Genomic DNA, 25,522 nt, shown 5'->3' with positions numbered 1-25,522 from the left:
GGAGGGCGTGGCGCGCGGGCCGTCCTCCACGGCCGTCACCACGGCGGACGGCTCGTGCCACGGCGCAGCCGCGTCGAACACGAACCCGTCCAGGACGGCCGCCAGGTCCTCGCGCGACGCGGTCCGGGTGAAGGTGCGCCAGGTCTCGGGCGGCAGCAGCGTCAGGTTCCGGGTCGTACCCGCCGAGTCCGACAGGCGGGCCGCCGCGCGCCGGGACGCGTCGCCGTAGGCGTAGATGGCGGCGCGCAGGTCGGTGCACGTGCGGTCGAGCTGCGGCCAGCGGCGCAGGATCGCGCCGTGCAGCCGCTCGGCGCGCAGCAGGATCTCCTCGGTGCCCCACAGCTTCGGCGCCTGCTCGCGGAGCTCCTCGATGGTCCCGTTCGCCAGCGTGACCAGCTCGACGCTCCACAGCCGGAACGCGCGGGCGAGACCGTCCGCGCCGTCCCGCGCCTGCTCGGGCGTCATGCGCGGGTCGGCCACGTTGAGCTGCTCCAGCGCGAGGAGCCGGTGCATCTCGCTCTGGCCGCCGTCCAGCATCATGCGGCGGACGAACATGAGCCCGACGACGCTCGTGAACGACGCCCGGTACCGGAGCTGGTTCGGCTTGGGGAACACCTCCCGCACGGCGCCGAGCCCCTTCAGCACCCGCAGCCGGTTGTCGAACACCTCCGCCGGATAGCGGCGGCACACGTACCGCATCTGCTCGCGGCTCAGCCCGTCCTCGCCCGCGTCGGCGAACGCGGCGAGCAGCGTCTCGGCGACGTCCACCAGCTCGGGATCGTCCACGACGGCCCCGCTGTCGCGGGCCAGCGCCGCGAACATCTGCCGGTACACGCCCAGCACCGCCTCGCCGACAAGGACGTCGTCGAGACTGGCCGCCGGGTTCTCAGTGCTAGGAGACACGGCGCACTACGGTACGGCCCCCACGCCCCCGATACGCAATCGACGCGAAAGGGCGAAAGGGAAGGCGTGGTTCCGCGTCAGGCGGGGTGGGGGATGGACTTGTGTTCGAGGTAGGCGTGGAGGCCTTCGGGGCCCAGCTCGCGGCCCAGGCCGCTGTTCTTGTAGCCGCCGAAGGGGGTGCCCGGGTCGATGGTGTACATGTTGACGCCGCAGCTGCCGGTGCGGATGCGGCGGGCGACCTCGACGCCGTGGGCGGCGTCGGAGGTCCAGACCGAGCCGCCGAGGCCGTACTCGCTGTCGTTGGCGATCCTGACGGCGTCGGCCTCGTCCTCGTAGGGGATCAGGACGAGGACCGGGCCGAAGATCTCCTCCCGGGCGATGCGCATGTCGTTTCCGACGTCGCCGAAGACGGTGGGGGCGACGTACCAGCCGCGGTCGTGGGGGCGGTTCAGGCCGCCGGTGATCAGCTTGGCGCCCTCGTCCTGGCCGACGCGGATGTAGTTCTCCACCCGCTCCTGCTGCCGCTTGGCGACCAGGGGGCCGATCTCGGTGCCGTAGTCGGCGGGCTCGCCGACGGACAGGCCGCCGACCATGGTGGCGAGGGCGTCGGCGACCTCGTCGTAGCGGCGCCGGGACGCGAGGATGCGGGTCTGCGCGGCGCACGCCTGGCCGTTGTTCATCAGCGAGGCCAGCTTGAAGCCCTCGATCGTGGAGGCCAGGTCGGCGTCGTCGAGGATGATCGCGGCGGACTTGCCGCCCAGCTCCAGCGTGACGCGCTTGAGCTGCTCGCCGCAGACCGCGGCGATCGTGCGCCCGGCGGCGGTGGAGCCGGTGAAGGAGACCTTGTCGACGTCCGGGTGCGCGACGAGGTGCGCGCCGACCTCGCGCCCGGCCGGGACGATGTTGACGACCCCGTCCGGGATCCCGGCCTCCTTGATCCACTCGGCGAGCAGGTAGGTGTCCAGGGGCGTCTCGGGGGACGGCTTGGCCACCACGGTGCAGCCGGCGATGATGGCGGGGGCGAGCTTCAGCATGAGCGTGAACTGCGGGACGTTCCACGGGACGATCGCGGCGACGACGCCCACGGGCTCCTGGGTCACGGTGACCGGGCCCAGCATGCCCTGCCGCTCCTCCTCCCAGGTGTAGGCGGCGGCGAGGTCCACGTAGTACTGCAGCACCATCTGCGGGATGGCGGCCTGCCCGAACACCGAGAACATGATCGGCGAGCCCATCTCGGCGGTGACGAGGTCGGCCATCTCCTGCTGCCGCTCGGCGTAGACCGCGGAGAGCCGCCCGACGATCTCGGCGCGCTCGGCGGGCGTCATCCGGGGCCAGGGGCCCTCGTCGAACGCGCGCCGCGCCGCCGCGACCGCCGCGTCGATGTCGGCCTCGGTGCCTTCGGGGACCCTTCCGATCACCTCCTCGGTGTGAGGGGAGATGACGTCGATCGTGCCGGTGCCGGCCGGGGCGGCCCACTCGCCGCCGATGAACAGCCGATCGTGCTCACGCATGCTGCCGTGCCTCCTGCCCGACGGGGCTCAGGGATAACCGAGTGCTTGCTTGGGTCAGCATCGCACGGGGTCCCGGCCCGGTGGAAGGGGGAATGAGACTCGGGTCTCACCTGCCGTCCGGTATAACCGGCCCATGGCTGAAACCGTCGATGTCTGGATCGACCCCTCGTGCCCGTACACCTGGATCACGTCCCGCTGGCTGCTGGAGGCGGCCGAGGTCAGGCCGATCGATCCGCGCTGGCACGTGCTGAGTCTCTCCGCCCTGAACGAGGGACGGGACGATGATCCGGAGAACGACCCGGAGGGGTACCTCTGGATGCCGGTCCGGGTCTGCGCCGCCGTCGTCGAGCAGGGCGGCCGGGAGGCGCTCGGACGCTTCTACACGGCGTTCGGGACCCGCGTCCACGAGCGCGGTGAGATGGACACGCGGACGATCCCCCGCGCGCTGGAGGAGGCGGGCCTGTCCGCGGAGCTCGCGGCCGCGGCGGAGTCGGCGGAGTACGACGACGGGATCCGCGCCTCGACGGCCGAGGGGATCGCCAAGGTGGGCCCGCACATCGGCACGCCGGTGGTCGCGGTGGGGGAGCGCGCCTTCTTCGGCCCGGTCATCTCCCGGATTCCGCGCGGCGAGGAGGCCGGGCGCCTCTGGGACGGGACGCTCCTGGTCTCCGGCGTCCCCGGCTTCCACGAACTCAAAGGCCGGCCCCACGCCGACCCCGACTTCTCCTGACGCTAGAGGAGGTGCCTGTTCGGTTCCCGGGCGCGGCCGGCGAGTCCGGGCAGCTCGACCAGCTCGACGCCCGCCGCCGCGAGGATCCCGGCGCCCGTGCCCTCGACGAACAGCGCCGGTTCCCGCCACGCGAACACGACCCGCCGCGCACCCGACGCGACGATCAGCTCGGCGCACGGGCGGGGGCGCGACGCCCGGTGCCCGCACGGTTCGAGGGAGCTGTAGACGGTCGCCCCGGCCAGGTCCCCGGCGGTCTTGGCGAGGGCGGCCTCCTCGGCGTGGTCGTGCGGGTCGTTCTCGCGGGAGAAGCCGCGCGCGACCTCCCGCCCGTCCGCGCCGACGATGACCGCGCCGACGGAGAACGCCGTGCGCGACGGCGGGCACAGCCTCGCCAGGTCGCACGCCCGCTCCAGCCAGTGCCGATCGGCCGTGGGGCCGCCGGCGGCGAGATCATCCACGCGCGTTCCCGGTCAGGTAGCGGAGCAGGGCCAGGTCGCCGATGCGGGTCGCCTCCGCCAGCCGCATCGGGCGCTCCGGTGACTGCGGGAACAGCCCGGACCGGACGAACCGCGGAGCGGACGGGTCGCCGATGAAGAACGGCGCGACCACCAGCTGGATCTCGTCCACCGCGTCACCGGTCAGGAACAGCGTGTGGACGCCGCCGCCGCCCTCGACCATGAGCCGCTTGACGCCCCGCCCGGCAAGGTCGCTGAGCACCGCGGGCAGGGAGAGGGGGTCGCCGGCGTCGACGACCTCGGCCAGGCCGTCCAGCCGCGACGCCAGCTCCCCGGCCGCGGGGGGCGGCGCGTACACCAGCTTCGGCGACTCGCCCGTGGTGAAGAACCGGGCGCCGGGGTCGAGGTCGCCGCTCCAGGTCAGGGTCACCTTGGTCAGGTCCGGCGGCAGCCCCCGCGCGACCCGCTTCTGCCGCCGCGTCTCGGAGCGGACCAGCAGCCGCGGGTCGTCGGCCCGGACGGTCCCCGCGCCGACGAGGATGGCGTCGCACCCGGCGCGCACCGCGTCGACCCGGTCCCAGTCCGCCGCGCTGGACAGCCGCAGCCGCTCCGGCGTCGCGTCGTCGATGTACCCGTCGGCGGACATCGCGCAGCTCAGCAGCACGTAGGGGCGATCACTCACCCGACCAGCCTAGTGCGGGCGCACGGAGTCGAAGATCCGGCGCACCTCCCGCGCGCCCGGCCGCTCATCGGGCGAGAGGGGCATGCGGCGAAGAAGGAGCAGAGAACGTTCGTGGCGGCCCGGCGTTTCTGCGCGGGATGTGTCGGAGGGGGTGCCTATGGTTGCTGCGACATGCGAATCCTGCACACCTCCGACTGGCACCTCGGCAGATCGTTCCACCGCGAGGACCTGCTGGCCGCGCAGGCGGCGTTCGTCGACCACCTGGTCGGCACCGTCGCGGCGGAGCGGGTCGACTGCGTGCTGATCTCCGGCGACGTCTACGACCGCGCGCTGCCGGCCGTCGACGCGGTCCGGCTGTGCAACGAGGCGCTGGAGCGGCTCGCCGCCCTCACCCGCGTCGTGCTCATCGCGGGCAACCACGACTCGGCGCGGCGCCTCGGGTTCGGGTCGGCGCTGATGGACGCCGCGGGCGTGCACGTCCGCACCGACTTCTCCTCCGTCGGGGAACCCGTCGTCGTCGGTGACGCCGCGGTCTACGGCATCCCCTACCTGGAGCCGGAACTCGTCCGGCACCCCTGGGACCTCGACGAACGCAGCCACGCCGCCGCGCTCGCCGAGGCCATGCGCCGCGTGCGGAAGGACGCCGCCGCCCGCCCGCAGCGGTCGGTCGTGCTCGCGCACGCGTTCGTCACCGGCGGCGAGTCCAGCGAGAGCGAGCGCGACATCTCGGTCGGCGGATCGTCGCAGGTGTCGGCCTCGGTGTTCGACGGCGTCGACTACGCCGCGCTCGGCCATCTGCACGGCGCCTGGCGCATCACCGACCGCGTCCGCTACTCGGGTTCACCGCTCGCGTACTCGTTCTCGGAGGACGGGCACGTCAAGGGCTCGTGGCTCATCGACCTGAGCGCCGAGGGCGTCACCGCGGAGTTCGTGGAGGCGCCCGTGCCGCGCCGCCTGGCGCGCATCAGCGGCCGCATCGACGACCTGCTCACCGACGCCCGGTTCGGCGAGCACGAGGACCGCTGGCTCCAGATCACGCTCACCGACCCGCGCCGCCCGTCCGGCGCGATGGAGCGGCTGCGCCGCCGGTTCCCGCACGCGCTCGTGCTCGGCTTCGCACCCGAGGGCGGCGGGACGGACGGCGCCCGCACCTGGTCCGAACGGGTCCGCGAACGCTCCGCGCTCGACATCGCGGGCGACTTCGTCGCCGAGGTCACCGACGGCCCCGCGACCGGCGCCGAACGCGCCCTCCTGCACGAGGCGTTCGAGGCGTGCCGCCGGAAGGAGGCGCTCGGTTGAGGCTCCACCGGCTTGAGGTCACCGCGTTCGGGCCGTTCTCGAAGACCGAGGAGATCGACTTCGACGCGCTGTCGGACGCCGGGCTGTTCCTCGTCCAGGGCCGGACGGGCGCGGGCAAGACGAGCATCCTCGACGCGGTGTGCTTCGCGCTGTACGGGCAGGTGCCGGGCGCCCGCAACGCCGTGAAGGGGCTGCGCAGCGACCACGCCGCCCCCGGCACCGGGCCGCGCGTGGTGCTGGAGACGACGATCCGGGGCCGCCGCCTGCGCATCACGCGGTCGCCCGCGTGGGAACGGCCGAAACTGCGCGGCTCGGGGACGACGGCCGAGCACGCCAAGGTCATCCTGGAAGAGCTCGAACACGGCACGTGGGTCGGGCTCACCACGCGGCTGGACGAGGCGGGCGACCTGATCTCGCGGCTGCTCGGGATGACCGCCGTCCAGTTCTGCCAGGTCGCGCTGCTGCCCCAGGGCGAGTTCGCCGGGTTCCTGCGCGCCGGGGCCGACGACCGACGCAAGGTCCTGGAGCGGCTCTTCGCCGCCGAGGTGTTCACCCAGGTCGAGAAGTGGCTGGCCGACCGGCGGGCCGCCACGGGACGCGAGGCGGCCGAGCTGGGCGCGGCCGCGTCCTCGATCGCCGACCGCATCGCCGAGACGACGGGCGCCGCGCCGCCGGACGGGGGACGCCCGGCCGTCCCGGCGCCGCGCCGCGCCGAACCGGTGGCGGAGCCGTTCGCCGAGACCGGAGCGCTGCCCGCGTGGGCGGCCGAGCTGGCGGGCGGGCACGAGGACGTCCGCGCGGTGACCGGCGAGCTGCGCCGCGAGGCCGCGGCGGCGCTGGAGGCGTCCCGCGAGGCGCTGGAGGACGCGAAGGCGCTCGTCGGCCTGCGGCGCCGGCACGCCGAGGCCCTCGCCCGCCGCGCCGCCCTCCGGGAGCACGCCGAGGAGAAGTCGCGGATGGCCTCGCGCCTCGACGCCGCCGCCCGCGCCGACCGGGTCGTCCCGCTGGTGCGCGCCGTCCAGGCGCGGCACGAGGAGGCGCGCCGCGCGCGCCGCTGGGCCGACGAGACGCGCGCCGGGGCCGGCGCGCTGCTGCCGCCGAACGCCTCGGAGGACGTCCTGGTCAAGGCCGAGCGCGCCCGCCGCGACGAGGCCGCGACGCTGGACGGCAGGCGCGCCGCGTCCGCCAGGCTCCGGCGGATCGAGGACGAGCGCGCGGAGCTGGCCCGCGAGCTGGCCCGCCTCGAACCGGAGGAGGCGCGGGTCGCCGCGTCCCTCGCCGACCTGCCGGGCATCGTCGAGACGCGCCGCGCCGCGCTGCACGAGGCCCGCGTCGCGGCGGCCGGGCGCCAGGGGGCGGAGGCCGCGGTCGCCGAGGCCCGCCGGCGCCTCGACGCCGCACACCGCCGCGACCAGGTGGAACATCTCCTCGCCGAGGCCGAGTCGGCCCACCGCGACACGGTCGACGCCGCCCAGGACGCCCGCCAGCGCGTGCTGGACCTCCGCCAGGCGCGCCTGGACGGCATGGCGGCGGTCCTCGCCGAGGACCTCGCGGACGGCGAACCCTGCCGGGTCTGCGGCTCCACCGAGCACCCGGCTCCCGTGACGTCCCTCGCGCCGATCCCGAGCGAGGAGCAGATCGACGAGGCCCAGGGCCGCTCCGACGCGGCGGAGGCCGTCCGTGAGCAGACCGGCAAGGAGATCGAGGCGCGGCGCACCGAGCTCGACCACCTGCTGGAGACCGCCGGCGAGACGGCCGCCGGCGCCCTCGCCGAGGAGGTCGCCGGCGCCGAGCGGACGCTCCAGGACGCGGAGGCCCGCGCCGCCGAGGCCGAACGCCTGGAGGCCGCCCTCCACCGGGACGAGCGGGAACTCGACAGCGTCCGCGACGCCCAGCACGAGATCGCCCAGGCCCTCACCGGCAACCGCGCCAAGGACAGGGAGCTGTCCGCCGAGCGGGACAGGCTCTCCGCCGAGCTGGACGAGGCGCGCGGTGCCGACGCGACGCTCGAAGCCCGCATCGCCCGGCTGGGCCGGGAGGCCGACGTGCTCGCCGAGGCGGTCGAGGCGTTGCGCGGGTCCGATCTCGCCGCGCGGGAGCTGGCCGCCGCCCGCGCGGCCGCGAAGGCCGCCGCCGAGGCCGAGGGGTTCCGCACGCCCGAGGAGATCCTCGAAGCCGCGATGCCCGACGAGGAGCAGGGCGTCCTGCGCGACAGGATCCGCCGCCTTGACGATGAGGAGGCCGCCGTGCGCGACCTGCTCGCGGACCCGGCGCTCGCCGCGGCCGCCGCCGGCCCCGACCCCGACCTCCCGGCCCTTGAGGCGGCGTTCGCCGCGGCGGACGCCGCGCACACCGCGGCCGCGAGCGCCGCCGACCGCGCCCGGCACCGCCGCGACCGCCTGGCCGCCCTGCGCGGGCAGCTCGGCGAGGCCGCGGCCGCGTGGCGTCCCGCCGCCGAGCGCCACGAGGTCGCCGAGCGCCTCGCGGGCCTGGCGTCCGGCAAGCACGCCGCGAACCGGCACGCCATGTCGCTGTCGGCGTACGTGCTTGCCGCCCGCCTCGAACAGGTCGTCGCCGCCGCGAACGAGCGGCTGTCGCGCATGTCCGGAGCCCGCTACGTCCTCGTCCACACGACGGAGAAGGCGGCGGGCGACCGCACGAAGGGCGCGGGCGGCCTCGGCCTGCGCGTCGCCGACGCCTGGACGGGCCTGGAACGCGACCCCGTGACCCTCTCGGGCGGGGAGTCGTTCATCACCTCCCTCTCTCTGGCCCTCGGCCTCGCCGACGTCGTCACCGCCGAGGCGGGCGGGACCGAGATCGGCACGCTGTTCGTGGACGAGGGCTTCGGCACCCTCGACGAGGAGACGCTCGACGAGGTCATGGACGTCCTGGACGCCCTGCGCGACGGCGGCCGGGCCGTCGGCGTCGTCAGCCACGTCGCCGAGCTGCGCGCCCGCATCCCCGCCCAGCTCCGCGTCACCAAGGACCGCGCCGGCTCCACCGCCACGATCGTCGTCTGACCGGCGCCCGCCCCCGCCGGCCCGGAACGCGCCGCATGGTCACGAGGTGCCCGCGGCGGGTGCGGTGGCCTGCACGGGAACCGCGCCACGGCGACCACTTTCACCGTCGCCGCCGTCCGAGGCGTCCGCGCGACCGGAGGGCGGCCGGGGCGGGGCCTCCTGGACCAGCCGGTAGACGACGACCACGTGATCCGGGGTGCTGAAGACCCGCCTCCAGCCGGGGTCTCTCCAGATCGGCTCCTTGAACGCGGTCTGGGCCGCCGCGTGGCAGTAGGGGCACACATCGCCGGTATCGGCGTCAAAGCGCAGCTGGAGGTCTCCCGGCCGCGGCGTCCCCTCACCGGGACGGATGGTCTCGATCCGGGCCGGCCAGGCGCGTCCGCCCCACGGGCCCTGCCGGTAGACCTCAAGGACCCGGCCGCTCCGGAGATCGGTCCAGATGCGCGGAGAGGCGCCGCCGTGACCGCTCAGCCAGGAGCGCAGCGCCTCCATCTGGGTCGCGCCGCCCGCCCTGGTGACCGGCTCCGCCCACCAGTGGCGCGCGGCGGTGCCGGAGACGACGGCCGCCGTCGCCAGCACCGCCACGGCGGCCGCCGCGAACCGCGTCCGCGCGCCGGCCGGGGTGCGGCGGGCCAGGAACACGGCGCCGAGCCAGAGCAGCCCGACGCCGCCGAGCACGATCGCCGGGAACAGGGGGATCCAGTAGCGGATCAGCTGCAGCCGCAGGCTGGGGGCGGCCGGATCGATCACCCCGCCGAGCAGGGTGAGCGGCACCCACAGCGAGGCGAACGCGGCGACGGGCACGGCCGTCCGGCGCAGGAACAGCACCCCGCCCAGCAGCGTCAGGCAGAGCAGGACGACGAAGAGGCCGCCCTCCGGATACTCCGACAGCGTGTCGGGCAGCCGCATGACGTACTCCATCCGCGGCTTGTCCCGATAGGTGGCGGCGATCTCGGGCGTCGAAGCGCCCTGCCCGTGACCGACGATGGCCAGCATGCGCGCGAACGGGTCCCCGTAGAGCCGCCAGCACAGCGTCAGCTCCACGGCGACGCAGGACAGGACCGGGACCGCCGCCCACAGGAGCCCCGTCAGGCGCGCTCTGCGGTAGAGCAGCACCAGGACGACCGGCCACATGAAGACGACGAACTCGCGGGTCATGTAGGACCAGCCGAGCAGCAGTCCCACCGCCAGCAGCGGCAGCCGCCCCGGCGCGTCCGGACGCCGCGCGACGAAGACCGCCAGGGCCAGCGCGCACGTGAACTGGGCCGTCGCGAGGACGTCGGGCAGCAGGTCGGTCGAGTACCTGAACACCGGGGTCGCCGAGGCCGTGATCAGCGCCCCCGCGACGCCCGCCGTCCGGGAGAACAGCAGCGTGCCCAGCGCGTACGTGCCGAGGAGCAGCGCCAGCGCGGCCATGACCGGCACGATCGCGTACGCGGCCTGGGAGTAGCCGAACACCGTGATCGCGAGGCGGACCGGGAGCACCAGGCCGTACCGCGTCACCTGGTGGATCTCGGTGGTGCCCTCGACGGGTCCCGGGAAGTGCGCCGCGGCGGTCATGTAGTTGAGCTGGTCGGACGGCGCGGGAGTCCGCAGATGGGCCAGCAGCACCGCGAGCCAGGCCAGCGCGAGGACTCCCGGCGGCAGCCAGGCGGGGACGGCGCGGCGGCGGGGAGGCGAGACGGACTCGTCCTCGCGCGGCGATGTCGTGACGCTCGATCCGACGGACACGAGGAAGAACCTGCCCGTGCCCCGGGGACCGGCGGGTTTCCGTTCAATGACCAGAAGGTTGATTTATGGGGACGTACCGGCGGGTTCCACCGCCGGACGATCGCGGGACCGGCCGGTCAGAGGTAGAGGCCGGTGCCGTGCTCCGGGCGCTCGCTGGCGATGGCGTGCAGGTCGCGCTCGCGCATGACGAGGTAGTTCTCGCCCTGGATCTCGACCTCGTACTGGTCGCCCGGGTGGAACAGCACCCGGTCGCCGGGCTTGACGATGCGCACGTGGTGGCCGACGCCGCAGACCTCGCCCCAGACCAGCCGGTTGGACTGCTCCACCGTCGCCGGGATCACGATCCCGCCGGTGCTGCGGCGCTCGCCGCTGTCCTTGTCGACCTTGATCATGACGCGGTCGTGGAGCATCTGGACTTCGAACTTCGGCTCGGACACGCTGGGGAGTTTATCCCTCCGCGCGGGTCGGAGCGTTCCACCGGACCGCCGGCGCCCTTTCCGGGGTGCCGAAGTCCGGCCGGTGACGGGCGCCTCCGCGAGGCCCGCGGATCAGCGGAGGGCGCCGGAGTCCCTCCGCGTGGCCGGGACCGGCGGCCTCCCCGTCCTGCCGGGCTCCTCGTACCGGGGGAACGTCACGAGCGCGACCAGCGCGAGCACGAAGCCCCCCGTCCGCAGCGCGAACGGCATCGCCTCGTCCGGCCACTCCTCGCCGAACAGCACGGTGCTGCTGACGATCAGGTACGTGCGTCCGATGACCGTCAGCACGACCGCGACGATCGCGATCCGGCAGCGCTGGAGCGCGACCTGGAGCTGGCCGAGCGCGATCGCGGCGAGGCCGATCGTCAGGTACGGGTAGACGGACTCCATCACCGCCTGGACGCTCCCGGTCTCCTCGTACACGATCGAGATGCCCCGGATGCCGGCCTCGGCGAGCCCGGCGCACGCGCCCGCGCCTATGCCGTAGGCGACGCCGGCGAGCTTCTTGGCGTGCCGGCCGCCCGCGCGGCGGTCGCCGACCAGCCACACCAGCGCCGCGATGATCACCGCCGGGGCGCAGATGGCGATCATCGTCCACGGGGCCGCGAGCGTGCCGGCGAGCGTGTCGTCGGCCCGCAGCCGTCCCTCCGACGTGGCCGACAGCCCGATCAGCATCGTGGCGAGGACGAACAGCGCGACACTCGCCCACTCCCGGACGCTCAGCCGCTCGCCGAGGAAGCGCACGGCGAACGCGACGAGGAAGACCAGGCCGATCGCGAAGATCGGCTGGGCGACGGTGAGCGGTATCTCGGAGAACGCGACGACCTCGTAGCCGAGGCCGAGGAACAGCAGCAGCCCGCCGCCCAGCCAGATCGGGTCGGTGAGCATGAGGCGGGCGACGCGGAACGGCCGGCTGCCGCGCAGCGGTTCCATGCGGCGCGCGGAGATCCGGAAGACGAGGAACGCGATGTAGTAGACGGTGGTCGCGATCAGCGCGAGGGCGGCATAACCCAGGTCGTGACCCATCGGGAAGGACCTCTCGATGGCGGGCCGAGCGGAGCTCGTCCAATGAATGGCGGTGGGGTGGGGGCTGGTGGACGGTGGGCAATGTCGTCGTTCCGGCGCGCCATCGAATCGACCTGATTGTTACCCTGCCCTGTCACAACGCCAGTGACAAGGCCGCGACCCTTGACTACATGATCACTTGTACTTACGGCCGGTAGTGGACGACATCCGTGCCAGCAGCCGGCGGGGGAGGACCCTGCCGACGGTGACGATCGCCTTGTACTGCGGGCTCGGGACGCTGACCGGCACCCCGCGGCGCAGGTCGCGCAGCGCGGCGTCCACGACGTCGTCCTTGTCCAGCCACATGAAGCCGGGAACGTCCGACATGTCCATCTGGGCGCGGTCGTGGAACTCGGTGTGCACGAAGCCGGGGCACAGCGCCATCACGCGCACCCCGCCCCGCGACCGCCGCCGGATGTCGGCGGCGACGCCCTGGCTGAAGTTCACCGCCCACGCCTTGGACGCCCCGTACGTGCCGCGCGTCGCGAACGCCGACACCGACGAGACGTTGATGACGCCGCCCCGGCCGCGCTCCAGCATCCCGGGCAGGACCGCGTGCGTGAGCCGCAGGACGGCCTCGCAGTGCACCTTCAGCATCGTCAGCTCGTCCGACACGGGCACGTCGAGGAACACGCCCTTGTTGGCGAACCCCGCGTTGTTGACGAGCAGGTCGACGTCCCGGCGGACACGCTCCTCGGCCGCGGCGAGTCCCTCCTCGGTGGACAGGTCGGCGGTCAGTGGCTCGGCCCGGACGGCGTACTCGCCGCTCAGCTCGGCGGCGGTCCGCTCCAGCCGCTCGGTGTCGCGGGCCAGCAGGACGAGGTCGAATCCGTCGGAGGCGAGGCGGCGGGCGAAGGCGGCACCGATCCCCGCGGTCGCACCGGTGATGAAGGCGGTCGGCATGGCACGAGCCTATGCCGTTCCCGGCGGCCCGGCGGCGGCCCGCCGCGCGCGGAAGTCCCGCGGGTCGGGGCGGCGCGTCGCGCGGCGGTAGGCGAAGGTGTACCCGGGCCAGTTGTTGACGACCTTGCCGTCGGCGTCCATGTACCAGCTCTGGCAGCCCGCCTCCCACACGGTCGAGCGCATCCGCTCCCGCATCTCGCGGGTGAAGGCGTCCTGCACGTCCGGCCGGACGTCGATCCAGTCGAGCCCGTGCCGGCGCATCGCGTCCACGCAGCCGAGCACGTACCGGAACTGCGACTCCAGCATGTAGATGATCGAGTTGTGCCCGAGGTTGGTGTACGGGCCGTACAGCAGGAACAGGTTGGGGAAGCCGCTGACCGTGATGCCGAGATGCGCCTGCGCGCCGTCCCGCCACGCCTCGTTCAGCTCCCGTCCGTCCCGCCCGACGATCTTCATGGGGGCCAGGAAACCGGTCGTCTGGAACCCGGTCGCGTACACGATGACGTCCGCGTCGTACTCGCGCTCCGCGGTCCTGACGCCGGACGGCGTGATCCGCTCGATCGGGTCGGTGACCAGGTCGACGTTGGGCCGGGCGATCGCCGGATAGTAGTCGCTGGAGATGAGGATGCGCTTGCAGCCCATCGGGTAGTCCGGGACGAGCGCCTCGCGGAGGGCGGGGTCGCCGACGCCCTCCTCCAGCGTGTCGCGGAAGCGCTTGTCCAGCAGCGACATCAGCTTGGGGTACTTGATGAACCCCAGTGCCCGCGACTCGTACAAGGCGTAGATGCGGGCGCGGCTCAGCTCGTACAGGCCCGGCACGTTCTTCAGGACGGCCTTCTCCCAGCCCCGGTACAGCCGGTCCGGCTTGTCGACCACGTACGGCGCGGACCGCTGGAACAGCCGCAGCTCCGCCGCCTCCTTCGCGATCTCCGGGACGATCTGGACCGCGCTGGCGCCCGTCCCGATCACCGCGATCCGCTTGCCGCGCAGGTCGGCTCCGTGGTCCCAGCGGGCGGAGTGGAAGGCGGTCCCGGTGAACGACTCGCGCCCCTCGATCTCCGGCAGGACGGGCCGGTTGAGCTGCCCGCACCCCGACACCAGCACCCGCGCCTCCAGTTCGCCGCCGGTGGTGGAGATCCGCCAGACCGCCCGGTCCTCGTCGAACCGGGCCTCGGTCACCTCGGTGCCGAACCGCACCTTCTCCAGCACCCCGTACTTGCGGGCGCAGTGCCACAGGTAGTCGAGGATCTCGCCCTGCGGCGGGAAGCGCCGCGTCCAGTCGGTCTTGGGCTCGAACGAGAACGAGTACAGGTGGGACGGGACGTCGCACGCCGCGCCCGGATAGGTGTTGTCACGCCAGGTCCCGCCGAGGCCCTCCGCCTTCTCCAGGACCACCACGTCCCGGATGCCGGCCTGCTGGAGCCGGATCGCCATCCCGATCCCGCCGAACCCGCTTCCGATGATCACCGCGCTGTGCGTCATGGCCGTCCCGAATCCGATTCTGTTGCGGTACCCCCACGAGCGTAAGTGACCGCGAAGTCAGTGAACAGATGTCGGAATCGGATGGTTGTGTCGGTGCGGGCTGCCAGCATTCCCTCCATGCTCTACGACACGCTCATGGCCGAACCGCGGGGGGAGGACGGCCTCGGCGACGTCCGCACCGCCGCCCTCCAGCGTGCCCGCCGCCTCCTCGACCTCCTTGACCGCCGCCGGGAGGAGGCGTCGTCCAAGCGCCGCCAGGCCTACGGGACCTACGAGGAGCGGGCCGAGCGGATGGGCGCGGAGATCCGCCACTGGTTCGAGGGGTGTGCCGGCGAGGAGGCCAGGGCCGTGGCGCTGTGCCTCGTCGCGGCCGCCGACACCGACGACCTCGGTTACTGGCTCTACGGGAGCGAAGCCGGGAAGCTGGTGCTGAGGGGCGGGCGGTGGACGCGCGACGAGGCCGCGGTGATGCTCCTGGAGACACGCCGGTTCGAGGGCCGCGGAACCCTGTTCGCCCAGACCCTCGCCATGGCCCTGTCCGCGGCCGAGAGCCTCGACGCGGAGGCGCGCCGCGAGCTGGCCCCCACCCTGCGGCGGGTGAATCGCGCGTTCTCGCGCGCCGATGTCCCGATCGGGTGGCGTGCCCCCGTCACCGAGCGCATGTGGGCCATCCAGAAGGGCGCGGACCCCTCGCACGTGCCCGACGGGGTGCTGCCCGTCCGCGAGCCGTGGGCCGCCGCGCTGCGGGACCTCGCGGAGGCGAGGCCGACGATCGAGCTGGCCCGGTTCGTCCGGCACCTGGCGAGCCTGTCGGCGCCGCGTCCCGCGCAGAAGTGGCGCCGGACCTGTGTGTCGCTCGCGGACGAGGCGGGCGCGGGCGAGGCGGTGGCCGAATGCCTCCGTGCGCTCGCCGAGGACGAAGCCCTGTGCAGTGAGAAGTACGGCTTCCACGCGGACTGGGCCCACGGCCCGCACCATTACCACTACTTCGTGCACCAGAACCACGGGGATGTCGCGCGCGGCGTCCTCTGGGCGGCGGCGCTGACCGGCGGTGCGGAGGCGACGCCGCTCCTGGCCGGCCTGGCCGTGCGCGCGGGCGTCGCCGGCCCCCACTGGGAGCAGGACCTCAAGCTCGCCGGCGCGGCGATCAACGCGCTCGGCGCGATCGACGACCCCGGGGCGCTGGAGTCGCTGTGGCGGGTGCGGGCGAAGATCAAGAACCGGGCGCTGCGCAAGCAGCTCGACACCGCGATCCAGGCGGCGGCCGGACGGCAGGGCATCACGCCCGAGCAGCTCGTCGAGCGGAGCGTCCCGTCCCACGGGCTCGGCGCGGACGGAGCGCTGGAGCGCCGGCTGGGGGACCACACGGCGCGCGTGGCGATCGAGGACGCGGCGACGGTCCGGCTCACGTTCACCGGCGCGGACGGGCGGACGACCCGTCCCGCGCCCGCCGTGGTCAAGGACGGCTCCCCGGACGAGCTGAAGGAGCTGAAGGCCCTCGCCAAGGAGGTCCGGGCGACGCTCTCGGCCGAGCGGGCGCGCGTCGAGGGCCTGATGTCGGACGACCGTACCTGGCCCTTCGGCGAGTGGCGCCGGCACTACCGGGACCACCCGATCACCGGTGGCGTCGTCCGCGGCCTCATCTGGGAGTTCCAGGGCGAGGACGGCGCGTGGCACGCCGCGATGGCCCCCGAGGGCGACCCGGTGCGGGTGCGGCTCTGGCATCCCATCCGGGCGGCGGTCGACGAGGTCCGCTCCTGGCGCGAGCGGATCGCCGGCGAGCGGGTCAGGCAGCCGTTCAAGCAGGCGTTCCGCGAGATCTACCTGCTCACCCCGGCCGAGGAGGAGACGGAGACGTACTCCAACCGGTTCGCGGCCCACATCGTCCGCTATCCGCGGCTCTACGCGCTGTTCAAGGAGCGCGGCTGGCAGGCGAACTTCCTCGGCCGCTACGACGGCGGCTACAACGGCGAGGCGCGCGGCGAGTTCGGCGGCGGCCGGTGGCGGGCGTGCCTCTACCACGAGCCGGCGGATGAGGCCGAGTACTCCCCGGAGTACGCCTCGACCGACCAGGTCCGGTTCGAGTGCCGGGCCGGCCGCCGCTGGCGGGAGGCGCGGCTGGCCGAGGTCCCGCCGGTCGTGTTCAGCGAGGCGATGCGCGACGTGGACCTGTTCGTCGGCGTGACCTCGATCGCCGCCGACCCGGAGTGGGCCGACCGGGGCGAGGACCGGTACCTCGCCTACTGGCGCGCGACGACGTTCGGCGAGCTGACCGCGACCGCCGAGGTCCGCCGCGCGGCGCTGGAGCGGATCCTGCCCCGCACGAAGATCGCCGCCCGCTGCTCGATCGACGGCCGCTACCTGGTCGTCCGGGGCGAGCTGCGCACCTACAAGATCCACCTGGGCTCGGCCAACATCCTGATGGAGCCCGACGACTCCTATCTCTGCGTCGTCCAGGCCAGGGGCAAGGGCCAGGGCACGCTTTACCTGCCGTTCGAGGACGAGCGGCTCTCCCTCGTGCTCAGCAAGGCGTTCCTGCTCGCCGCCGACCACAAGATCACGGACGAGACCGTGCTACGGCAGATCAGAAGGGGAGCCTGATGGACCTCACCGCCCGGCTGCTGCGCGCCATGACCGATCCGGCGCCCGAGGACGAGGGGTTCCGCCCGTCCCGTTCCGATCTCGCGCGCCTGTCCGACGAGGACCTCGGCACCCTCATCCCCGCCGCGTACGGGGTCGGCGGCAAGGGCCTCCCCCACGTGTCGACGTCCGTCCGGTTCGCGGTGGAGGACGAGGGCCGCGAGCGGCAGCCGCGCTACACGCCCGAGGCGTGCGAGCGGATGTTCAACGCCCTCGTCGCCGGGCTCTCCTCGCGCAAGTGGGCCGACCTGACCCTCGGCGCGGGGGCTCTGCTGCGCTGCACGGGCCCGTGGCCCGACCTCGCCCTCCCCGCCCGCACCCTGGTGGAGTTCCTCCTGGAGGCCGGGCGCGCCGACCAGCCGCTCGCGCTGCTCGCGATCGCCGGGATCGGGGGCGACCGCGTCCTGCGCGCCGCCACCGAGCACCTGCGCGGCACCAGGTCCGGGCCGATCGCGCTGGACGAACTCGACTTCCTGGCGGGGCTCGCGCGGGAGCACGGGGTGCTGCTGAGCGAGACGGACCAGCGCCACACCTCCACCTCGCCGCCGCCGCTCCCGGACCGCTGGGAGCGCATCGCCGCGATCCCCGGCTACGCGGAGTACGCGCGCCGGGCGCTGGAGACCGCCGCCGAACGGGTCCGCGCGATCCAGGCCGGCGAGCTGCCGTTCCGCGCGGACAAGGCGTTCACCCCCGACGAGGTCGCCGCGCTCGGCCGCTCGGCGCGGGTCGCGCTGGCACGGGACGAGCCCTGGCTCCCCGCCCTCCTCGACGGACTCCTGCCCGGCATCTCGGTCGCGCCGACGCAGGCGAGGTCGCTGCCGTCGCAGGGGCTGTTGTACGAGATCGTCCGGGCCGCGCAGGACTTCCCGACCCCCGAGCTGGTCACCGCGATCCGGGCCGTCCGCCGCGGCGTCCGGCACGCGGGCGTGCCGAAGGAGCTCGACAAGATGCTCAAGAAGGTCGACGCGGCCCTCGCCGAGCGCACCGAGGTCGCCCTCCGCCTTCCCGACCCCGGTCCTCTGCGCAGGGAGGTCGGCGGCTACACGGCCGCCGTCACGGTGACCGGCAAGGCCGAGCTGACCTTCGAGAAGGACGACAAGGCCCTGAAGGGCGTGCCCGCGCCCGTCCGCCGCGACCACAAGGCGGAGCTCAAGGACCTCCGCGACCTCGTCAAGCGGGTGAGCGCCCAGCTGGTCACGCTCGCGCGCGCTCTGGAGGGCGGCTTCACCGTCGACGCGTCCCAGCCGTTCGGCCGGTGGCGGGACTCGCTGCTCCACCACACCATCGCGGGGCCGACCGTCCGCGGCCTCATCTGGGAGATCGAGGTCGCCCCAGGCGAGTGGCGGGCCGTCCTGCCGGAACTCGGCGAGCTCCCGGACGTGCCGGACGACGCCCAGGTGAGGCTCTGGCACCCGATCAGGTCGGAGCCGGACGAGGTACGGACCTGGCGCGACCTGATCATGGACCGGCGGATCCGGCAGCCGTTCAAGCAGGCGTTCCGCGAGATCTACCTGCTCACCCCGGCCGAGGAGGAGACCGGCACGTACTCCACCCGGTTCGCCGCGCACCTGTGCCACTACCGGCGGATGTTCGCGCTGTTCCGGGCCCGCGGATGGAAGAGCGGCCTGCTCGGCCCCTGGGACGGCGGCGACGAGGACGAGGCGGTCCGCACGCTCGCGGCGGGGGAGTGGCAGGTCCGCTTCACCCACGTCCTCGCCGACTGGCAGGGCGAGGAGGAGATCGCCGGGACCGACCGTGTCCGCTTCGCCCGCCGCGTGGCCGGCGCCTGGCGGGACGCGCGGCTCGCCGACCTGCCGCCGCTGGTGTTCAGCGAGGCGATGCGGGACGTCGACCTGTTCGTCGGCGTCACGTCCATCGCCGCCGACCCCCTCTGGGAGGACGGCGAGCCGCACCGGTACTGGGTGCGCGAGTGGTACGCCGACCTGAACGAGTCCGCGCGGACGCGCAAGGACGCCCTGGAGCGCATCCTGCCGCGCACGAAGATCGCCGGCCGCTGCTCGATCGACGGGCGCTACCTGGTCGTCCGGGGCGAGTTGCGCACCTACAAGATCCACCTGGGCTCCGCCAACATCGTGATGGAGCCGGACGACACGTTCCTGTGCATCGTTCCCGAACGCCGCGGCCTCGGCGCCAAGGTGTTCCTGCCGTTCGAGGAGGAGCGGCTCGCCCTGATCCTGAGCAAGGCGTTCCTGCTCGCCGCCGACGACACGATCACCGACGAGTCGATCCTCATGCAGATCAAGCGAGGTGCCTGATGCCCGCCGTGTCCTTCCGGGACGAGACCGCGACCGGCACGCCGGTCACCGAGGTCCAGATCGAGGGGCTGCCGGAGCGGACGACCGTCCGCGAGCTGATCAGGCTCCGGGTCCGCGAGGAGGTCGCCCGGCACAACGCGCGGCCGTCCGACCGGTTCAACGGCCTGGTCCGGCCGGACGGCGCCGAGGCGGAGCTGAACGGCTACCGGCTGCGCGAGCCGCGCCGCCTCGACTGGGAGCGGCAGGCCGAGATCGCCGAGAAGGCGTTCCTCGCCAACGGATTCTTCGTCCTCGCCGGCGACCGCCAGGTCGAGGATCTGGACGAGGAGATCGACCTCACCGCCGATCCCGACCTGGTGTTCGTCAAGCTCGTCGCCCTCGCCGGCGGCTGACGGCCCCCGGGCGGCCGTACTCGTGGGCGCGCGAGGCAGCTCCTTCTGGGAGGATCACCCCATGTCGGATGACCTGGACGACCGGGGCGCCCCGGACCGCCGGCGGACGGGCACGAGACGGTGAGGTCGCCCAAATGACGTCGGTGATGTTGTGGCTGGGCGCGGCGGGCTCATGGCTGTTCATCGTGACGTTCTTGCTGGACGGCTGGACCCGCCCGGGGTACCGGCCCGTCCGGCAGCCGGTCAGCGCTCTGGCACTCGGCTCGCGCGGCTGGGTGCAGACCGCGAACTTCGTTCTGTGCGGCTTGCTGATCGCGGCGGGTGCGGGCGCCCTCGCGGAGCCGCCGGGCAGCGTCGGGCTCGCGGTCGTGGTCGGCGTGTTCGGTGCCTCGCTGGTGGCTTCCGGGGTGTTCCCGATGGACGCCATGCGGGGTTATCCGCCGGGGACTCCCGACGAGACGCCGGCGGAGTTCTCGCAGCGTCACAAGCTTCACGACTGGGCCGGGATGCTCGTCTTCGGCTCACTGCCGATCGCGGCCGGCTTCGCGGTGTTCGCCGTTCCGGACGCGGCATGGAAGTGGTACTCCGGGCTGACGGCCGCGGCCCTGGCCGTCGGCTTCGGCGTGTTCGGGCAGGCGTGGGAACAGGACTCCGCATACGCCGGTCTCGTCCAGCGCGTGACGATCATCGTCGGCTGGCTCTGGCTGGGGTCGCTGTTCGTGTACGCGACCCGGTAGCCCGTGGCGGCAAGCCGCCCCCGCCGGAGGTGCGAGGCCCTAGCCTGGACGCGGACGATCGGGGGGTGGGATGTCGGCGACGCGGCTGCTGGTGCTCGGTGGCGTGCGGCGGTTCGGGCGGGCGCACGGGTACGAGATCCGCCGCGAGCTGATCTCGTGGGGTTCGGACGAATGGGCGCACATCAACCCCGGTTCGATCTACCACGCGCTCAAGCAGCTCGCGAAGGAGGGCCTGCTCCGGGCGCACGAGATGGAGGAGAGCGACGCGGGGCCGCCGCACACCGACTACGAGATCACCGAGGCGGGCCGCGCGGAGTTCCTGCGCCTGCTGCGCTGCGCCTTCGCCACGGTGGACGTCCGGCACCCGGAGATGCTGACGGCCGGGCTGGGCTTCCTCACCGAGCTGCGGCGCGCCGAGGCCGTCGGGCTGCTGCGCGAGCGGCTGGACGGCCTGGCCGCCTGGCGCGGGTCGGTGGCCCCCGACCTGGAGGAACAGGACCCGGCCGACCATCTGCGCGAGCTGCTCGGATGGTGGGTGCACTCCGCCGATGCGGCCACGCGCTGGACGCTCGGCCTGATCGAGCGGCTGGAGTCGGGCGCCTACGTGATGGCGGGCGAGCAGGCCCCGGCCCCGGCGGGCGGGTGATCAGGTGTCGGCGAACGCCTGCGGGACGATGACGCGCAGGGCGTTGCCGCGCAGCCGGATCGACACCGGGGTGCGGCCCCGGATCTCGCCGTCCACGTCGACCCGCAGCGGCGGATCGGTCTCGATCTCCACCTGGGCGGTGGTGAGGAACGCGTCCTCGTTCAGGCTCCGCCACTGGCCGGTGAGGACGTGCCTGGCCGTCGCCGACGCCAGCCGCAGCCGCCGCTCGTCGCCCCACCGGTAGACGGCCAGCAGCCGGTCGTCGGGGCTGGCGTCGCGGGCGATGCGCTGCCCGCTCTGGTGCGCGCCGTTGGCGATGTTGAGCTGGTGCGTGGCCAGCTCGACGGTCTCGCCGTCGATCGTGATGCGGGCGGTGAACGCCTCGTGGCGGGGCAGCAGCCGGACCGACGTCAGCGCATACGCGGAGCGGCCCATGAACCGCTTGAGCAGGTGTGGGACGTTCTCGGCGACATGGACCGACAGGCCGACGCACACCATGTTCGCGAAGATGTGCTCGCGGTCGCCGCCGGGCCCCGCCCCCTGCGGGTCGCCGGTGCTCTCGAACCAGCCGACGTCGACGTCGGCGACCTTCCCGCCGCCCGCCCGGCCGACGGCCAGCGTCCGGACCGCGCCGCCCAGGTCCAGCGGCAGCTCCAGGCTGCGGGCGAAGTTGTTGGTGGTGCCGAGCGGCAGCACGCCGAGCGCGATGTCGCGGTGCGCCAGATGGCCGACCGCCTCGGCGACGGTGCCGTCCCCGCCGCCGACGACGACGAGGTCGGGATCCATGGCGAGGACGTCGGCGAACAGCTCGCGCAGCCGCGCCGGGTCGGTCACCGGGAACACGTGGACGAACTCCACGCCCGCCTCGCGCAGCATCCGGCGGGCCCTGCCGTAGAGCCGCCGGCCCCGCCGGGAGCGGGAGTTGACCACCAGGGCGGCGCGCCCGCCGCCCGCGATCGCCTCCTCCAGCTTCTTCTTGCTCCGCATCTCGGCGCTCCGCATCTCGACCGGTCGGCCCCCTCGCCCGCGTCACCCTACAAGGAACGGACCGGAACTCCCGGCCCGATATTTTATAAACCCATGACCCGCCGTTGAAACACGGCAGTCAGTGGGGACCATTACAGAGGACCTACATCTGAATGACCGGGGCGGGAACATGGGGTTGCGCGGCGTGGCGGGAGCGGGATTCATCCTCGGAATCGCCGGGCTCACGGCGTCCATCGCTCACGGCGGCTCCGCCCCCTCGGCCGCCCCCGCCGACGACGGCGCGACCGTGGTCGGTGAGCGCCGGGCCCGCCGCCGGGTGCTCGACCTCGCGATCCGTTCCCCCGTCCTCGCGGGCGTGGCCCACGTCCGCCTTCTGCTGCCCCGTGGCTGGTCACGGGACGCCTCCCGCACCTGGCCGGTGCTGTGGCTGCTGCACGGCGCCACCGCCGGCGGCGAGGGCCACACGGCCTGGAGCGACCACAGCGACATCGAGGAACTGACAGAGGAATCCGATGTGATCGTCGTCATGCCGGACGGCGGAGCGTGCGGCAATTACACCGACTGGTGGAATCGCGGTGACGGCGGCGCACCGCAGTGGGAGACGTTTCATCTCGCGGAACTGCGGCAGATTCTGGAGCGCGGATACCGCGCCGGGCCCGAACGCGCGGTCGCGGGCTACGCGATGGGCGGCCTCGGCGCCCTGGCGTATGCGGCCAGGCACCGCGGCCTGTTCCGGGCGGCGGCCTCGTTCAGCGGGCCCGTCCACACGCTGCACCGCGACCCGTCCGGGCTGGACGTCGCCGACCTCGTCGAGCTGACCGTCGCCATCGGCGCGCCGTCCCTCGACTGGACGGACGTGTGGGGCGACCCGGACGAGCAGCGCGTCGTGTGGCGCCAGCACAACCCGTACGACCTGGCCGACCGGCTCGCCGGGGTCCGCGTCCACGTGAGCGCCGGCGACGGCGTCCCCGGCCCCTACGACCCGCGTCCCGGCACCGGCCCGGACGTGCTGGAGGCGCTTGCCTGCACCGTGTCGCGGGAGTTCGCGGGCAAGCTGAGGAAGCTCGGCATCCCGGTCACCACGCACTTCTACCGGGGCACGCACAGCTGGCCGTACTGGCGCCGCGAACTGCGCGCCGCCCTGCCCGCCCTCCTGGCCGAGATCGCCTGAGTCCCGGCTAGGGTCGGCACGTGACCGAACCTCGTTCTGATTCAGCCGTCCCGGCGTTCTGGCGGGCGCTCGGCCTGCCCGGCATCATCGACGTCCACGTCCACTTCATGCCGCAGCGGCTGATGAGCGCGGTCTGGGAGTACTTCGACGAGGCCGGCCCGCTGATCGGCACCGAGTGGCCCATCCGCTACCGGGACTCGGAGGAGGAGCGGCTGGCGTTCCTGCGCGGCCTCGGCGTCCGCGCGTTCACCTCGCTGGTGTACCCGCACCGGCCCGGCATGGCGGAGTCGCTCAACGAGTGGGGCGCGGGATTCGCCGCCCGCGTCCCCGAATGCGTCCAGACCGCGACGTTCTTCCCCGAGCCGGGCGTCGAAGGCTACGTCCGCCGCGCGCTGGACGCCGGGGCCCGGATCTTCAAGGTCCACCTCCAGGTCGGCGGGTTCGACCCGCGCGCGAAAGAACTGGACCCGGTCTGGGGGTTGCTCGCGGACGCCGGGGTGCCCACCCTCGTCCACGCCGGATCGGGTCCGGTCGCCAACGGCTTCACCGGCCCGGAGCCGTTCGGCGCCGTCCTCGCCCGCCATCCGCGCCTGAACACGATCATCGCGCACCTGGGCGCGCCGGAGTTCGACGGCTTCTTCGCGCTGGCCGACCGCTACGACCGCGTCCACCTGGACACGACGATGACCTTCACCCGCTTCGGCGAGCTGGGCGCCTTCCCCGCGACGCTGATGCCCCGCCTGCGCGAACTCGGCCTGGAGGGACGCATCCTGCTCGGCACCGACTTCCCCAACATTCCTTACCAGTACGCGCACCAGCTGGAGGCCCTGGCCGGACTCGACCTCGGTGACGACTGGCTCCGCACCGTCTGCTGGCACGGCCCCGCCAAGTACTTCGGCCTCTCCTGACCGAAAGCACCACACCTTCGGCGGCCGGTCAGGCGTCGCGGCGGATGCGTTCGAGAAGCCGCGCCCACTCGGTAGGGGAGAACTCGAGGACGGGGCTGTGGTGAAGCTTGGTGTCCCGCACACCGACCGTGCCGTCAGGCGCCCGACCCGCTTCGCCGCTCGCCGAGGAGACTCGCCGCTACCAGGGCGTGTTTCTCGGGTCGTGGGCTGGAGCGCGCCCTGACGATCACGGTTCGGCGCGGTTGTCGTCCTGTGGAGGGCGGTGCTCGGGATCGAGGCGGGCCAGGGCTGTGCGGGCGGCCTTGAGGTCGAGGTCGCGGAGCCGGCGGGACGCTCCCTCTGGCGGCCTGCGGCCTTCGAGCTCGCCGATGAAGTCGCGCAGGATCGGGATCGCGCGTGGGTCGCCCAGGTCGGCGAGCAGCCGGACGGCGTAGTTCGGAAGATGGCCGCCGGGCAGATGGGCGGCGAGAGGTTCCAGTGCCCGCGCGTCCCCCATCTGCACCAGCCCGGACAGTGCCCCGAAGTCGTCGTGGTCATCGGCATGCTCATGCGCGTAGCGCAGCAACGCGTCGGCGACGCGAGGCTCGTGGAAAGCGGTCAAAGCCGCCACTGCGCTTCCTCGCACCTCCTTACTCGGCTCGCCGCCGCCCGGCCGCCTGCCGTCCAGGATCGCGAGCAGGGGTTCGACCGCTTCGGCCACATGAAGATCGGACAGTGCCGTGGCCGCGCGGCCGCAGATCTCGTCGTCCTTGTGGCCCAGTGCGCGCAGCAGCCGTTTGGTGTCGCCGGCCTCCTTGAGTGTCGCGACGTGGGGCCGTCGGAACGCACCGAACGCCGGCGGGCGCCGCCGGGCGCGCCGTTCCCAGCGTCCGGCGAGGGAGCGTAGTCGCGGTGCGAGCCTGCGGGATCGCGCGAGCCTGTCGCGGGCGGCGAGGAGGTGCTCGTAGGCCGCGAGGTATTCGCCGGAGACATAGGCCACGCGGCGGAACACGGCGCCGTATTCGGTGTCGACCCGCTTGATGGTCTCGACGCAGGCGGCGGCCTCGGCGTCAACGATGACGGCCGCGTCCCGCAAGGCGCTCGCCGCCGCCACCGGGCCGAGCAGGCCCTTCCTCAGCGAGCCCATGCGGCGATGGACGTCCGCCGGGTCGAGGCCCGTGCCCTCGGGGGCACTGCGCTCGTACCACATCCTGTATTCGAGGGTCAGCTTCCTGGTTCGACGCAACAGCATGAATGTCCAGATACCACGATGCGCCGCGAAGCGCGCGTGTTCACCGCGCCTGGCTAGACCGGTCCGGGCGCCCATCCGGGTATGGGGCGGACGGTTCGCCGGGCCCGGTTGGGTGTGCGCCATGCTCTCGCGCGATCGGCCAGGGTGGCGGCCCGAGGCGCTTGACGCGCGGCAGGGCTATGCCGAGCTGGTGGCTCGGTGGCTGTGGTCGTACGGACCCGGCACCGTCGAAGACCTCGCCTGGTGGCTCGGCGCGAACCTTCGCTCTGTGGGCACG

At 73.4% G+C, this 25,522-nt stretch carries 21 protein-coding genes; 10 read left to right on the top strand and 11 right to left on the bottom strand.

The annotated features are described in order from the left end of the window. A partial coding sequence (locus E1281_RS17575) for a hypothetical protein (RefSeq protein ID WP_131879496.1) occupies nucleotides 1-903 on the bottom strand: 903 nt, incomplete at its 3' end. A gap of 77 nt (nucleotides 904-980) precedes the next feature. Continuing rightward, on the bottom strand, nucleotides 981-2,414 hold the full coding sequence (locus E1281_RS17570; RefSeq protein ID WP_131879494.1) for an aldehyde dehydrogenase: 1,434 nt from the start codon (nucleotides 2,412-2,414) through the stop codon (nucleotides 981-983). A 133-nt stretch (nucleotides 2,415-2,547) separates the two neighbouring features. Between E1281_RS17570 and E1281_RS17565 the strand changes: the two genes are divergently transcribed. Continuing rightward, a complete protein-coding gene (locus tag E1281_RS17565; protein WP_131879492.1) occupies nucleotides 2,548-3,144 on the top strand; it encodes a disulfide bond formation protein DsbA in 597 nt (198 codons plus the stop codon). Between the two features lie 2 nt (nucleotides 3,145-3,146). Here E1281_RS17565 and E1281_RS17560 read toward each other — a convergent pair whose 3' ends face one another. Beyond that, nucleotides 3,147-3,602 carry a dCMP deaminase gene (locus E1281_RS17560; RefSeq protein WP_131879490.1) on the bottom strand — a complete coding sequence of 152 codons (456 nt, stop codon included), beginning with the start codon at nucleotides 3,600-3,602 and terminating at the stop codon, nucleotides 3,147-3,149. Next, complete coding sequence (locus E1281_RS17555; RefSeq protein ID WP_207943327.1) at nucleotides 3,595-4,281, bottom strand: dihydrofolate reductase family protein; 687 nt, start codon at nucleotides 4,279-4,281, stop codon at nucleotides 3,595-3,597. Before E1281_RS17555 ends, E1281_RS17560 begins: the two co-directional genes overlap by 8 nt. A 171-nt stretch (nucleotides 4,282-4,452) precedes the next feature. On the opposite strand from E1281_RS17555, the gene E1281_RS17550 reads away from it, so the two are divergent. Both E1281_RS17550 and E1281_RS17545 read left to right on the top strand, forming a co-directional pair. Continuing rightward, nucleotides 4,453-5,580 carry an exonuclease SbcCD subunit D gene (locus tag E1281_RS17550; protein ID WP_131879488.1) on the top strand — a complete coding sequence of 376 codons (1,128 nt, stop codon included), beginning with the start codon at nucleotides 4,453-4,455 and terminating at the stop codon, nucleotides 5,578-5,580. Beyond that, the gene (locus E1281_RS17545) at nucleotides 5,577-8,600 is read left to right on the top strand and encodes an SMC family ATPase (protein WP_131879486.1); all 3,024 of its coding nucleotides are present in this window, start codon (nucleotides 5,577-5,579) and stop codon (nucleotides 8,598-8,600) included. The genes E1281_RS17550 and E1281_RS17545 overlap by 4 nt, the downstream gene beginning before the upstream one ends. Before the next feature lie 39 nt (nucleotides 8,601-8,639). On the opposite strand, the gene E1281_RS17540 is transcribed toward E1281_RS17545, so the two are convergent. From E1281_RS17540 to E1281_RS17520, 5 genes are all read right to left on the bottom strand, one after another. Then, nucleotides 8,640-10,331: a glycosyltransferase family 39 protein gene (locus E1281_RS17540; RefSeq protein ID WP_131879484.1), complete on the bottom strand. Its 1,692-nt coding sequence runs from the start codon at nucleotides 10,329-10,331 to the stop codon at nucleotides 8,640-8,642. A 116-nt stretch (nucleotides 10,332-10,447) separates the two neighbouring features. Continuing rightward, entirely contained in the window at nucleotides 10,448-10,768 is a 321-nt protein-coding gene (locus E1281_RS17535) for a co-chaperone GroES (protein ID WP_131879482.1), read from the bottom strand. 111 nt (nucleotides 10,769-10,879) lie between these two features. Then, a complete protein-coding gene (locus tag E1281_RS17530; RefSeq protein WP_131879480.1) occupies nucleotides 10,880-11,833 on the bottom strand; it encodes a DMT family transporter in 954 nt (317 codons plus the stop codon). 174 nt (nucleotides 11,834-12,007) lie between these two features. Then, the gene (locus E1281_RS17525; protein WP_131879478.1) at nucleotides 12,008-12,775 is read right to left on the bottom strand and encodes an SDR family oxidoreductase; all 768 of its coding nucleotides are present in this window, start codon (nucleotides 12,773-12,775) and stop codon (nucleotides 12,008-12,010) included. A 9-nt stretch (nucleotides 12,776-12,784) separates the two neighbouring features. Next, nucleotides 12,785-14,257 (bottom strand): NAD(P)/FAD-dependent oxidoreductase, encoded by a 1,473-nt coding sequence (locus E1281_RS17520; protein ID WP_131879476.1) that lies wholly within the window; start codon nucleotides 14,255-14,257, stop codon nucleotides 12,785-12,787. 117 nt (nucleotides 14,258-14,374) lie between these two features. Between E1281_RS17520 and E1281_RS17515 the strand changes: the two genes are divergently transcribed. The 5 genes from E1281_RS17515 (at nucleotide 14,375) to E1281_RS17495 (ending at nucleotide 20,948) form a co-directional block, all read left to right on the top strand. After that, nucleotides 14,375-16,858 carry a DUF4132 domain-containing protein gene (locus E1281_RS17515; RefSeq protein ID WP_131879474.1) on the top strand — a complete coding sequence of 828 codons (2,484 nt, stop codon included), beginning with the start codon at nucleotides 14,375-14,377 and terminating at the stop codon, nucleotides 16,856-16,858. Then, on the top strand, nucleotides 16,858-19,173 hold the full coding sequence (locus E1281_RS17510; RefSeq protein WP_131879472.1) for a DUF4132 domain-containing protein: 2,316 nt from the start codon (nucleotides 16,858-16,860) through the stop codon (nucleotides 19,171-19,173). The genes E1281_RS17515 and E1281_RS17510 overlap by 1 nt, the downstream gene beginning before the upstream one ends. After that, the gene (locus E1281_RS17505) at nucleotides 19,173-19,565 is read left to right on the top strand and encodes a hypothetical protein (RefSeq protein ID WP_131879471.1); all 393 of its coding nucleotides are present in this window, start codon (nucleotides 19,173-19,175) and stop codon (nucleotides 19,563-19,565) included. Before E1281_RS17510 ends, E1281_RS17505 begins: the two co-directional genes overlap by 1 nt. Nucleotides 19,566-19,699: 134 nt before the next feature. After that, complete coding sequence (locus E1281_RS17500; RefSeq protein WP_131879469.1) at nucleotides 19,700-20,302, top strand: DUF998 domain-containing protein; 603 nt, start codon at nucleotides 19,700-19,702, stop codon at nucleotides 20,300-20,302. Nucleotides 20,303-20,372: 70 nt separating this feature from the next. Next, the gene (locus tag E1281_RS17495; protein ID WP_131879467.1) at nucleotides 20,373-20,948 is read left to right on the top strand and encodes a PadR family transcriptional regulator; all 576 of its coding nucleotides are present in this window, start codon (nucleotides 20,373-20,375) and stop codon (nucleotides 20,946-20,948) included. Here the strand turns inward: E1281_RS17495 and E1281_RS17490 are convergent, their stop codons facing one another. Continuing rightward, nucleotides 20,949-21,935, bottom strand: coding sequence for a diacylglycerol kinase family protein (locus E1281_RS17490; protein WP_131879465.1), 987 nt, complete (start codon nucleotides 21,933-21,935; stop codon nucleotides 20,949-20,951). 169 nt (nucleotides 21,936-22,104) lie between these two features. Here E1281_RS17490 and E1281_RS17485 point away from each other — a divergent pair, with 169 nt between their 5' ends. After that, on the top strand, nucleotides 22,105-23,106 hold the full coding sequence (locus E1281_RS17485) for an alpha/beta hydrolase family protein (RefSeq protein ID WP_131879463.1): 1,002 nt from the start codon (nucleotides 22,105-22,107) through the stop codon (nucleotides 23,104-23,106). Nucleotides 23,107-23,126: 20 nt separating this feature from the next. Then, a complete protein-coding gene (locus E1281_RS17480) occupies nucleotides 23,127-24,014 on the top strand; it encodes an amidohydrolase family protein (protein WP_131879461.1) in 888 nt (295 codons plus the stop codon). Between the two features lie 226 nt (nucleotides 24,015-24,240). On the opposite strand, the gene E1281_RS17470 is transcribed toward E1281_RS17480, so the two are convergent. Further along, nucleotides 24,241-25,245 (bottom strand): HEAT repeat domain-containing protein, encoded by a 1,005-nt coding sequence (locus E1281_RS17470; protein WP_131879459.1) that lies wholly within the window; start codon nucleotides 25,243-25,245, stop codon nucleotides 24,241-24,243. Between the last annotated feature and the right edge of the window lie 277 nt (nucleotides 25,246-25,522).

The organism is Actinomadura sp. KC345 (assembly GCF_004348515.1).
Lineage (GTDB): Bacteria > Actinomycetota > Actinomycetes > Streptosporangiales > Streptosporangiaceae > Spirillospora.
The sequence above is the reverse complement of the archived record's forward strand: the minus strand, read 5'-3'. Positions and strand labels throughout refer to the sequence as shown.

What these genes read in the sequence shown, in the direction of transcription:
- E1281_RS17570 (WP_131879494.1), bottom strand. Translation starts at nt 2,414, where the DNA reads ATGCGTGAGCACGATCGGCTGTTCATCGGCGGCGAGTGGGCCGCCCCG.
- E1281_RS17565 (WP_131879492.1), top strand. Translation starts at nt 2,548, where the DNA reads ATGGCTGAAACCGTCGATGTCTGGATCGACCCCTCGTGCCCGTACACC.
- E1281_RS17550 (WP_131879488.1), top strand. Translation starts at nt 4,453, where the DNA reads ATGCGAATCCTGCACACCTCCGACTGGCACCTCGGCAGATCGTTCCAC.
- E1281_RS17530 (WP_131879480.1), bottom strand. Translation starts at nt 11,833, where the DNA reads ATGGGTCACGACCTGGGTTATGCCGCCCTCGCGCTGATCGCGACCACC.
- E1281_RS17525 (WP_131879478.1), bottom strand. Translation starts at nt 12,775, where the DNA reads ATGCCGACCGCCTTCATCACCGGTGCGACCGCGGGGATCGGTGCCGCC.
- E1281_RS17520 (WP_131879476.1), bottom strand. Translation starts at nt 14,257, where the DNA reads ATGACGCACAGCGCGGTGATCATCGGAAGCGGGTTCGGCGGGATCGGG.
- E1281_RS17515 (WP_131879474.1), top strand. Translation starts at nt 14,375, where the DNA reads ATGCTCTACGACACGCTCATGGCCGAACCGCGGGGGGAGGACGGCCTC.
- E1281_RS17510 (WP_131879472.1), top strand. Translation starts at nt 16,858, where the DNA reads ATGGACCTCACCGCCCGGCTGCTGCGCGCCATGACCGATCCGGCGCCC.
- E1281_RS17505 (WP_131879471.1), top strand. Translation starts at nt 19,173, where the DNA reads ATGCCCGCCGTGTCCTTCCGGGACGAGACCGCGACCGGCACGCCGGTC.
- E1281_RS17500 (WP_131879469.1), top strand. Translation starts at nt 19,700, where the DNA reads ATGACGTCGGTGATGTTGTGGCTGGGCGCGGCGGGCTCATGGCTGTTC.
- E1281_RS17495 (WP_131879467.1), top strand. Translation starts at nt 20,373, where the DNA reads ATGTCGGCGACGCGGCTGCTGGTGCTCGGTGGCGTGCGGCGGTTCGGG.
- E1281_RS17490 (WP_131879465.1), bottom strand. Translation starts at nt 21,935, where the DNA reads ATGCGGAGCAAGAAGAAGCTGGAGGAGGCGATCGCGGGCGGCGGGCGC.
- E1281_RS17485 (WP_131879463.1), top strand. Translation starts at nt 22,105, where the DNA reads ATGGGGTTGCGCGGCGTGGCGGGAGCGGGATTCATCCTCGGAATCGCC.
- E1281_RS17470 (WP_131879459.1), bottom strand. Translation starts at nt 25,245, where the DNA reads ATGCTGTTGCGTCGAACCAGGAAGCTGACCCTCGAATACAGGATGTGG.